The sequence below is a fragment of the Terrabacter sp. 2TAF16 genome, from assembly GCF_052115065.1.
Lineage (GTDB): Bacteria > Actinomycetota > Actinomycetes > Actinomycetales > Dermatophilaceae > Terrabacter.
Genome location: NZ_JBFRFZ010000005.1, coordinates 332,193 through 340,934, shown reverse-complemented (window position 1 = coordinate 340,934; position 8,742 = coordinate 332,193). Strand labels below are relative to the sequence as shown.

Genomic DNA, 8,742 nt, shown 5'->3' with positions numbered 1-8,742 from the left:
GGCCAAGCGCGCCACGGCGACGAAGGCCGCCCCGGCCAAGGCGGCGGCGAAGAGGACGACGACGAAGGCCGCTGCGACGAAGGCTGCTCCGGCCAAGCGCGCCACGGCGACGAAGGCCGCCCCGGCCAAGGCGGCGGCGAAGACGACGACGACGAAGGCCGCTGCCACGAAGACCACGGCGGCCAAGAAGGCGACGACGGCCCGCAAGACGACGGCCAGGAAGACCGCCTCGAGGTGAGGCCACGCGGCGCCCGGCACGGGCGTCGCCGGACGTGACGTGGGCCCGACCGGCGACGGTCGGGCCCACGCGTGCGTCAGCGGATGGGCTGGCCCGGCCCGACGCCCACGATGTGCAGCGCGATGACGAGGTCGTCGACGACCTCGACCGTGAGGCGCTGGCCGAGGCGCAGCAGGCGCAGCCCGCTCGCCTCGAACGCCGGTGCCTCGAAGCGCAGCTCGACGCCGTCGTCGCGCAGCACGCTCCCGGTGTGGGTCTCGGGGTCGAAGCGGTGGACGGTGGCCTGCATGCTCCTGATCCAACCAGATCCCCGGTGCTCGAGGACGGTGCGTGTCGCCGGGCCGAGCCCGAGCCGGCGCGCCCGCGCGAGGCTCCGTGCGTCGTCGACGTCGGTGCGCAGTCGGGGGAGCGGCAGCTCCAGGCGCACCGCCCCGTCGGCCTCGTGACGCGCGGCGCTGTCGGTGCCGAACCGTGGCGTGAAGCCGCGGCCGCAGCGCAGGACAGTGCCCGTGCCGTCCGCGTCGGGCACGAACGACTCCTCGACGGACGCAGCGGCCTCGAGCGCCGACCGCAGCGAGGCGGCGTCGAGCGAGGGAACGTCACCGAGCAGGGCGGCCACGCGGGCGCCCGGCCCGGCGTGCCGCATACCGGCGCAGACGGCCTCGTTGAGCCCGGTGCCCGGGTCGGCCACGACGTGCACCCCACGCGTACGCCACCTGGCCGCCAGGCCCGCGTCGCTCGTCACGAGCACGAGGTGGTCTGCCCCGACGGCCGCGGCGGCCGCGGCGAGCGTGTCGGTCGCGATCGCGGCACTGAGCTCGGCGCGGTCCGATCCGACGGCGCGGGCGAGGCGCGACTTGCCGTGGCTCGTGTCCTTGACGGGGACGACGACGTGCCAGCCGGCGGACGGCTCTGCCGGGGGGTGCGCGTGCGAGGAGGTCGTCATGCTGGCGATATCGTCCCACTCGCCGCCCTGCTGCTCGACACCGCGCCGTGAGGTGGACAAGATGAAGCCCAGCCACGTCGACCGGCGTGCGCACGACGAGGAGGACGTGACACCGTGACTGCCGGCGCACCCAAGAGGCGGTTGCCGTGGGCCTACCGGCTCGTGGCCCTCCTGCTGCGGCCGCTGCTGATGCGGGTCACCAAGCGCGACTGGCGCGGGCTCGAGAACATCCCGGCCGAGGGCGGCTTCGTCGTCTCGACGAACCACATCTCCTACGCCGACCCGCTCGTCTTCGCGCACTTCATGTTCGACAGCGGGCGCGAGGCCTACTTCCTCGGCAAGGACAGCCTCTTCGCGATCCCGTTCGTCGGCTGGCTTCTCAAGAAGTGCGGACAGATCCCCGTCTACCGCAACTCCGCCGCAGCGACCGACTCCTACCGGGCCGCGGTCGAGGGCGTGCGCGCCGGCAAGGCGCTCGGGATCTTCCCCGAGGGCACCATCACGCGCGACCCCGACCTGTGGCCGATGCGGGGCAAGACGGGCGCCGCCAGGGTCGCCCTCGAGACGCGCTGCCCCCTGATCCCGGTGGCGCAGTGGGGTGCTCAGGAGATCCTGTCTCCCTACGGCCACAAGCCCTCGCTCTTCCCGCGCAAGACGATGATGATGTACGCCGGTCCGCCCGTCGACCTCTCCGACCTCTACGACCGCCCGATCGACACCAAGGTGCTGCGCGAGGCCACCGACCGGCTCATGGACCGCATCACCGGGCTGCTCGAGGTGCTCCGGGACGAGAAGCGTCCGACCGAGCGCTTCGACCCGCGCAGCCACGGCGTCCCCGAGATCGGTGACCCCCTGGGGCACCACGAGATCGGGCGCGCCAAGCGTCACCGCGGCCGGGACGGGAGCCCGTCGTGACGGCTCGCGTCGCCGTCATGGGCAGTGGCAACTGGGGCACGGCCTTCGGGATGATCCTGGCCGATGCCGGGTGCGACGTGACGATGTGGGCGCGTCGACCGGAGGTCGCCGACGCGATCAACGCCGGGCGCAACGACGCCTACCTGCCCGAGCTCGAGCTGCCGTCCGCCGTCCGCGCCACCGTCGACCCGGCCGAGGCCCTCCACCGGGCCGACGTCGTCGTGCTCGCCGTGCCGTCGCAGACGTTGCGCGACAACCTGACCCGCTGGGGCGCCTCGATCCCCACCGGCGCCCCGGTCGTGTCGCTCATGAAGGGCGTCGAGCTCGGCACGACGATGCGGATGAGCGAGGTCATCGCCGAGGCCGCTGACATCGCGACCGACCGCATCGTCGTCGTGTCCGGCCCCAACCTCGCGCCCGAGATCGCCCGTCGCCAGCCGGCCGCGGGCGTCGTCGCGTGCCGTGACATGGCGACTGCCGAGCGCGTCGCCAGCGCCTGCGCGACCCCGTGGTTCCGGCCCTACACCGACACCGACGTCATCGGCGCCGAGGTGTGCGGGGCCACGAAGAACGTCGTCGCGCTCGCGTCCGGCATGGCCGAGGGGATGGGGTTCGGCGACAACACGAAGGCCACGATCATCACCCGTGGTCTGGCGGAGACGACGCGCCTGGGCCTGGCTCTCGGCGCGCACCCGCAGACCTTCATGGGCCTCGCCGGCGTCGGAGACCTCATCGCGACGTGCATGTCGCCGCTCTCGCGCAACCACAGCTTCGGCGTGCGGCTCGGGCGCGGCCGCACGGTCGAGGAGGCGACCGCCGAGCTGCGCACGACGACTGAGGGCGTGAAGTCGTGCGAGTCGATCCTCACGCTCGCCGGGCAGCACGACGTCGACATGCCGATCTGCGAGCAGGTCGTCGCCGTCATCCGTGACGGTCACTCGGCGAGCGAGGTCGGCCCGCGCCTCATGTCACGTGACCTCAAGGCTGAGAAGCACTGAGGGCGTGTGCCGCCCGCCGGCTCGCGTCAGGCGTGGTCGAGCGCCTGTCTGAGGTCGGCCCACAGGTCGTCGACGTGCTCGATGCCGACTGACAGCCGGACGAGGTTGACCGGCACCTGCTCGGACTCCGAGGGGTGACGCCGGCGGCGCTCGAGCTGTGACTCGACGCCGCCGAGGCTCGTCGCGTGCAGCCAGAGACGCGTCGAGGCGCAGACCCGCTCGGCGGCGTCCGCGTCACCGGCCACGTCGATCGAGACCATGGCGCCCGAGCCGGGGTAGCGCACGCGCTCCACGGCCGGATGGCCCTCGAGGCGGCGGGCCAGCTCGGCCGCGCTGGCGCTGGCCCGCTCGAACCGCACCGACAGCGTTCGCAGCCCGCGCAGCGCGAGGAAGACCTCCATCGGTCCGGCGATCGCCCCGTGCAGGGTGCGGTGGCGACGCAGCCGATCGCCGATCGCGCGCCCGCGCTCGGTGTCGGCGACGACGGTCGCGCCGAGCACGACGTCGCTGTGACCCGAGAGGTACTTGGTGACGGAGTGCACGACGACGTCGGCGCCGAGCGAGAGGGGCCGGCACAGCAGCGGAGTCGAGAGGGTGTTGTCGACGACGCTCGTCACGCCGAGCTCACGTGACCGGGCGAGGACGACGTCGAGCTCGGTGACGTCCATGAGCGGGTTCGTCGGCGACTCGAGCCAGAGCAGGTCGGCCGACTCGAGGGCGGCGACGAAGCCGGCCGTGTCGGTGGCGTGCACGCGGACGACCGTGCCGCCGGCCTTCTCGTGGGCCACGAGCAGGTCGCCGGTGCCGTTGTACGTCGTGTCGGGGGCGACGACCGTGCCGCCGGCCGGGACGAGCCCGAGTGCCGCCGAGATGGCTCCCATGCCCGACGCGTGCACGAGCGCGTGACCGCCCTCGAGGCCGCCGAGCGCCTCCTCGAACGCGTTCCACGTCGGGTTGCCCGAGCGGCCGTAGTTGACGGGCCCGTCCGCGGCATACGTCGACGTCAGCTCGACGGCGACGTTCGCGGGCGAGCCGGGGGAGCGCTCGGGGCGTCCCGACGCCACGAGGAAGGTGTCGACGTGCAGGTGCTGCGAATCCGCTTCGGTGCCCACGCCCTCAGGGTACGAGGGGCCCCCACGGTCTTCGATAGAGTCTCGTCTGATGACCACGGACCAGCCCCAGCCCGACCTGCCGAGCCGCCCCCGCGTCGCCATCGTCTTCGGAGGGCGCTCCTCGGAGCACGCAGTCTCCTGCGCCACCGCTGCCGGGGTGCTGCGCGCCATCGACCGCAGCAAGTACGACATCATCCCGATCGGCATCTCCCGCGACGGGCAGTGGGTCCTCGCGGCCGACGAGCCGAGCCGCTTCGAGCTGACGGCCGGGCGCACCCCCGAGGTCGAGCCGAGCGCCGCCCACGTCGTCCTGCCGCTCTCGACGCGCGAGAGCTCGCTCACCTCGCTCGAGGCCGGCCGGCCGCCGCAGGAGCTCGGTCAGGTCGACGTCGTCTTCCCCCTGCTGCACGGGCCGTTCGGCGAGGACGGCACGCTCCAGGGCTTCCTCGAGCTCTCCGACGTGCGCTACGTCGGCTCCGGCGTCTTCGCGTCCGCCGCGGGCATGGACAAGCACTACATGAAGGTCGTCTTCGCCGGCCACGGGCTGCCCGTCGGGCCGTATGCCGTCATCACCGACCGCGCGTGGCGCACCGACCCGGCCGCCGCCATGGACGCCTGCGCCGGTCTCGCCTACCCGCTCTTCGTCAAGCCCGCCCGGGCCGGCTCGTCGATGGGGATCACCCGGGTCGACGACCCCGCCGAGCTCCAGGCCGCCATCGAGGTGGCCCGCGAGCACGACCCCAAGGTCCTCGTCGAGGCCGGGATCGCGGGCCGTGAGATCGAGTGCGCCGTGCTCGAGGGCCACGGCACGTCCGGGCCGCGCACGTCCGAGGTGGGCGAGGTCGCGGTCCACGACAACCACGGCTTCTACGACTTCGAGGCGAAGTACCTCGCCGAGGCCGACGTCGACCTCACCTGTCCCGCCGACGTGCCCGAGGAGATCTCCAAGGAGGTCCGACGGCTCGCCGCCGAGGCGTTCGAGTCGCTCGGCTGCGAGGGGCTCGCGCGCGTCGACTGCTTCTACACCGACGACGGCCGGGTGCTCATCAACGAGATCAACACGATGCCGGGCTTCACGCCGCACTCGATGTACCCGCGGATGTGGGCGGCCTCGGGCGTCGACTACCCCGACCTCATCGACGAGCTGATCTCGCTCGCCCTCGAGCGGCGCACCGGCCTGCGCTGAACCGGGCCGACCGGGCACGTTCCGGCGACAGCCGGGCCGGCCACACGGCATACGCCCTCAGGAGCAGTGGCGACCGGTGACCGGGAGGGACTTCGCGACGTCGGTGAAGGCCGGCAGCAGCAGCGGCACCGCGCCGTAGGCCCCGGGGGCCAGCACCTCGATGGCCGGGTCGCGGCCGTAGGTCGTCGCCACCGACCCGTCGCTGAGGGGGCGCACCACCCAGTCGACGCCGTCGACGGTCACGCAGTCGTCGGTCGTCGGGCCGAGGGGGTCGAGCCCGCAGCGGGCGATGAGCGCCGGGTCGCCCCACGCCGCCACCGACCCGTCGTCGGGCTGCGTCGCCACCCTCGCGTGGCCGCTGACGTCACCGGGCCACCGGGCCGAGGCGCAGACCGGCGTCGACGCCTGGGGCGCGAGCGCCACCTCGGGGGCGCGGCTGCACGCGGACAGCACGACGGCGGCGCCGATGAGCGCCGCCGTCGTGAGGTACGGGCGTCCGGTCAGGGGGCTGGCCTCAGACGTGGACGACCGTGCAGGTCAGGGTCCGGGTGATGCCGGGGACGTCCTGGAGCTTGGCGATGACGAGACGACCGAGGTCGTCGACGTTGGAGGCCTCGACGCGGGCGATGACGTCGTAAGGACCCGTGACGTCCTCGGCGAGAGTCACGCCCGAGATGCCCGCGATCGCCTCCGCCACGCTCGCGGCCTTGCCGACTTCGGTCTGGATCAGGATGTAGGCCTGGACCACGTGTCACCTCACTGTGTGTCGATCGTTGGACGGTCGTGCACGGGCGCGACGCGCTGGCCCGACCGCTCGGAACGGCAGGTCCCAGTGTGACTGCGACCGTGCCCTGACGCTACCTTGCCATGGGGCCTCACGTCCCATGGAAACCGGGGGCCTGAGACGGCCGTCCACCGAAAGGGTGTGTGATCCGTGCCGAACGGGCAGCGGCTCCAGCGTGGGCCGATGATGACGGGCGGGACGCCCTTGCGAGACCTCGACGAGGACGAGCTGCTCGGGCGCATCCTCCCGGCCTTCCCGGGCACCGACGAGCTGCTCGTGGCCCCGGGTGACGACGCCGCGGTGCTGCGCACGTCCGAGCGCACGATCGCCACGACCGACACCGTCGTCCTCGGCCGTGACTGGCTCGACGCGTGGTCCTCCGGCGCGGACATCGGGCACAAGGTCGTGGCCCAGAACCTCGCCGACGTCGCGGCGATGGGCGGCCGGCCCACGGGGATCCTCGTCACGCTCGTCGCCGACCCCGACCTGTCGCTGGAGTGGGTGCTCGACCACGTGGGCGGCCTGGCTCAGGCGTGTGCCGCCGCGGGCGTGGCCGTGCTCGGCGGGGACCTCTCGTCGGCGCCGCCCGGGGTCGTCATGGTGTCGGTCACGGCGCTCGGCCGCCTCGACGGCGAGCCGGTGCTCCGCTCGGGGGCGAGGCCCGGGGACGTCCTCGCCGTCCACGGGTCGCTCGGCCTCGCCGACGCGGGCCTGCGCCTGCTCCGGGCCGACGCCGTCGAGCGGCACCCGGTCGCGGTCGCCCGTCAGCGACGTCCCGAGCCCCCGCTCGCGGCGGGGCCCGAGGCGGCGGCCGCCGGGGCCACGGCGATGCTCGACCTCAGCGACGGCCTGCTGCGCGACGGGGGGCGGATCGCCCGGGCCAGCCGCGTCGTCATCGACCTCGACCCGCGGGCGCTCGCCGCGGACGTCGACGCGCTGACCGAGGCCCTCGGAGCCGAGGCCGCGCTCGACTGCGTGCTGGCCGGCGGCGAGGAGCACTCGCTGCTCGCGACCTTCCCGCGTGGGTCTCTGCCCGTCGGCTGGCGGGCCATCGGGTCCGTCCGGGCTCCCGGGGCCGATGAGGGCGGGGGCATCCTCGTCGGCGGCCGCGTCGTCACGCACACCGGCTGGGACCACTTCCGCGGTGCCTGACCGGAGCGGCGGGCTCGCGGCTCGAGGTCGGGCGCGAGATCGCGCAGCCCGTGCGCCCGGGCGACAGCCGGTGCGCGATCACCCGCACGACGAGGTATGCCGTCGCGCCCGGACGCGGCGGTCACCTCGACCCGCACCCGGCGGGCACGACGAAGGCCGGCCCCCTCGGGGTGCCGGCCTTCAGCGTTGGTGAGGGACGTTCAGCGAACGACCTTGCCCGCCTTGAGGCAGGAGGTGCAGACGTTGAGTCGCTTCGGCGTCACACCGTCCACCAGCGTCCGAACGCGCTGGATGTTGGGGTTCCAGCGGCGCTTGGTGCGGCGGTGCGAGTGCGAGATGTTGTGACCGAAGCTCGGTCCCTTGCCGCAGACGTCGCAGTTGGCAGCCACGGGTATCTCCTGAAATTCGATGTTGACGAAGTGCTGAGCTCCACCACTGGATCGGGGCAGACGCACGAGGGCGCGCGTCACCCCGCAGTCACGGGGGGAACCGGTAAAGCGTAGCCGACGAGATGCTCGGACGACAAAACGGCGTGAGCACCCCACTGACCCCGCCTCATGCGAAGGTCCGGGCCGTCTCGACGAGCTGGGCGGCATACGCAGGTCCGTGCGACGCCGCGTGCACGGCGAGCGGGTGCAGCTGGTGCAGGCCCACGAGCTCGCGCCACCCCGGGCGGAGTCCGGTGGCCTCCTCGTACGCGGCGAGGACGCGGCCCAGGCCGGGGCAGCCGAAGAGGGCCAGCATCGCGAGGTCGGTGAGCCCGTGCCCGCCGTGCGCGGCCGGGTCGATGAGGACGGCGCCGTCGGCCGTGAACACGACGTTGCCTGCCCACAGGTCGCCGTGGATGCGAGCGGGGGGTCGGTCGTCGTCGAGGTCGCCGGACGCCAGCCGGTCGCAGACGCGGTCGATGGTGCGGGCCCCGGCCGCGTCGAGGTGACCGCGGTCGAGGGCCCGGCGCACGAAAGGGCGCACCCGCTGCTCGGCGTAGAACAGGCCCCACGTCGGCGTCGGGTCGTTTGTCTGCGTCTGGCGCCCGATCCAGGCGTCACCGGTCCAGCCCGCCGGGGGAGACCCGAAGGCCGGCGCACCCGCAGCATGGGTCACGGCGAGGCCCCGCCCGAGGGTCTCGGCTGCCTCCTCCGTCGGACGAGCGGGGTGCAGCCGGACGAGGTCGATGTGCCCGGCACCGACGCCGCGGACCTCGACGACGCGGGCGCCGCCGCGCCCCTGCGCCTCCCCGAGCCAGCGCAGGCCGGCCGCCTCGACCTCGAAGAAGCCGGCGGGGGCTGCGGGGCCGCCCCCCCCCGACGCCGGTGCGGCACGGGACTGGTGCATGCGACCGTCCGGACGAGGCGCTAGCCTGCCGAGCATCGGCGAGCCGATCCCCAGGCCGATGGACACGCACGACGAG

The 8,742-nt window shown here is 73.6% G+C and carries 11 protein-coding genes; 5 read left to right on the top strand and 6 right to left on the bottom strand.

All coding sequences use genetic code 11. The annotated features are described in order from the left end of the window. Nucleotides 1–238 (top strand): hypothetical protein (locus AB4Z14_RS08810; RefSeq protein ID WP_442274873.1); only part of this gene is annotated, 238 nt, incomplete at its 5' end. Nucleotides 239–314: 76 nt separating this feature from the next. Here the strand turns inward: AB4Z14_RS08810 and cofC are convergent. Then, entirely contained in the window at nt 315–1,184 is an 870-nt protein-coding gene (cofC, locus tag AB4Z14_RS08805) for a 2-phospho-L-lactate guanylyltransferase (RefSeq protein WP_442274872.1), read from the bottom strand. A 114-nt stretch (nt 1,185–1,298) separates the two neighbouring features. On the opposite strand from cofC, the gene AB4Z14_RS08800 reads away from it, so the two are divergent. Beyond that, entirely contained in the window at nt 1,299–2,099 is an 801-nt protein-coding gene (locus AB4Z14_RS08800; RefSeq protein ID WP_442274871.1) for a lysophospholipid acyltransferase family protein, read from the top strand. Further along, nucleotides 2,096–3,097, top strand: a complete 1,002-nt coding sequence (locus AB4Z14_RS08795) for an NAD(P)H-dependent glycerol-3-phosphate dehydrogenase (RefSeq protein WP_442274870.1) — start codon at nt 2,096–2,098, stop codon at nt 3,095–3,097. The genes AB4Z14_RS08800 and AB4Z14_RS08795 overlap by 4 nt, the downstream gene beginning before the upstream one ends. 26 nt (nt 3,098–3,123) lie before the next feature. Here the strand turns inward: AB4Z14_RS08795 and AB4Z14_RS08790 are convergent, their stop codons facing one another. Continuing rightward, complete coding sequence (locus AB4Z14_RS08790; RefSeq protein ID WP_442274869.1) at nt 3,124–4,209, bottom strand: trans-sulfuration enzyme family protein; 1,086 nt, start codon at nt 4,207–4,209, stop codon at nt 3,124–3,126. A 49-nt stretch (nt 4,210–4,258) separates the two neighbouring features. Between AB4Z14_RS08790 and AB4Z14_RS08785 the strand changes: the two genes are divergently transcribed. Then, nucleotides 4,259–5,395 (top strand): D-alanine--D-alanine ligase family protein, encoded by a 1,137-nt coding sequence (locus AB4Z14_RS08785; RefSeq protein WP_442274868.1) that lies wholly within the window; start codon nt 4,259–4,261, stop codon nt 5,393–5,395. Nucleotides 5,396–5,452: 57 nt separating this feature from the next. Here the strand turns inward: AB4Z14_RS08785 and AB4Z14_RS08780 are convergent, their stop codons facing one another. Together AB4Z14_RS08780 and AB4Z14_RS08775 are read right to left on the bottom strand one after the other, a co-directional pair. Further along, a complete protein-coding gene (locus AB4Z14_RS08780) occupies nt 5,453–5,848 on the bottom strand; it encodes a hypothetical protein (RefSeq protein ID WP_442274867.1) in 396 nt (131 codons plus the stop codon). Between the two features lie 61 nt (nt 5,849–5,909). After that, the gene (locus tag AB4Z14_RS08775) at nt 5,910–6,143 is read right to left on the bottom strand and encodes an Lrp/AsnC family transcriptional regulator (RefSeq protein WP_020142803.1); all 234 of its coding nucleotides are present in this window, start codon (nt 6,141–6,143) and stop codon (nt 5,910–5,912) included. A 219-nt stretch (nt 6,144–6,362) separates the two neighbouring features. Between AB4Z14_RS08775 and thiL the strand changes: the two genes are divergently transcribed. Further along, nucleotides 6,363–7,331, top strand: a complete 969-nt coding sequence (thiL, locus tag AB4Z14_RS08770) for a thiamine-phosphate kinase (protein WP_442274883.1) — start codon at nt 6,363–6,365, stop codon at nt 7,329–7,331. A gap of 200 nt (nt 7,332–7,531) precedes the next feature. Here the strand turns inward: thiL and rpmB are convergent, their stop codons facing one another. Then, nucleotides 7,532–7,720, bottom strand: coding sequence for a 50S ribosomal protein L28 (gene rpmB / locus AB4Z14_RS08765; protein WP_020142801.1), 189 nt, complete (start codon nt 7,718–7,720; stop codon nt 7,532–7,534). Nucleotides 7,721–7,886: 166 nt separating this feature from the next. Further along, on the bottom strand, nt 7,887–8,666 hold the full coding sequence (locus AB4Z14_RS08760) for a fructosamine kinase family protein (protein ID WP_442274866.1): 780 nt from the start codon (nt 8,664–8,666) through the stop codon (nt 7,887–7,889). Nucleotides 8,667–8,742: the final 76 nt, after the last annotated feature.

Bases quoted from the DNA above. Each gene is read 5' to 3' on its own strand.
- AB4Z14_RS08760 (WP_442274866.1), bottom strand. From the start codon at position 8,666: ATGCACCAGTCCCGTGCCGCACCGGCGTCGGGGGGGGGCGGCCCCGCA.
- thiL (WP_442274883.1), top strand. From the start codon at position 6,363: ATGATGACGGGCGGGACGCCCTTGCGAGACCTCGACGAGGACGAGCTG.
- AB4Z14_RS08785 (WP_442274868.1), top strand. From the start codon at position 4,259: ATGACCACGGACCAGCCCCAGCCCGACCTGCCGAGCCGCCCCCGCGTC.
- cofC (WP_442274872.1), bottom strand. From the start codon at position 1,184: ATGACGACCTCCTCGCACGCGCACCCCCCGGCAGAGCCGTCCGCCGGC.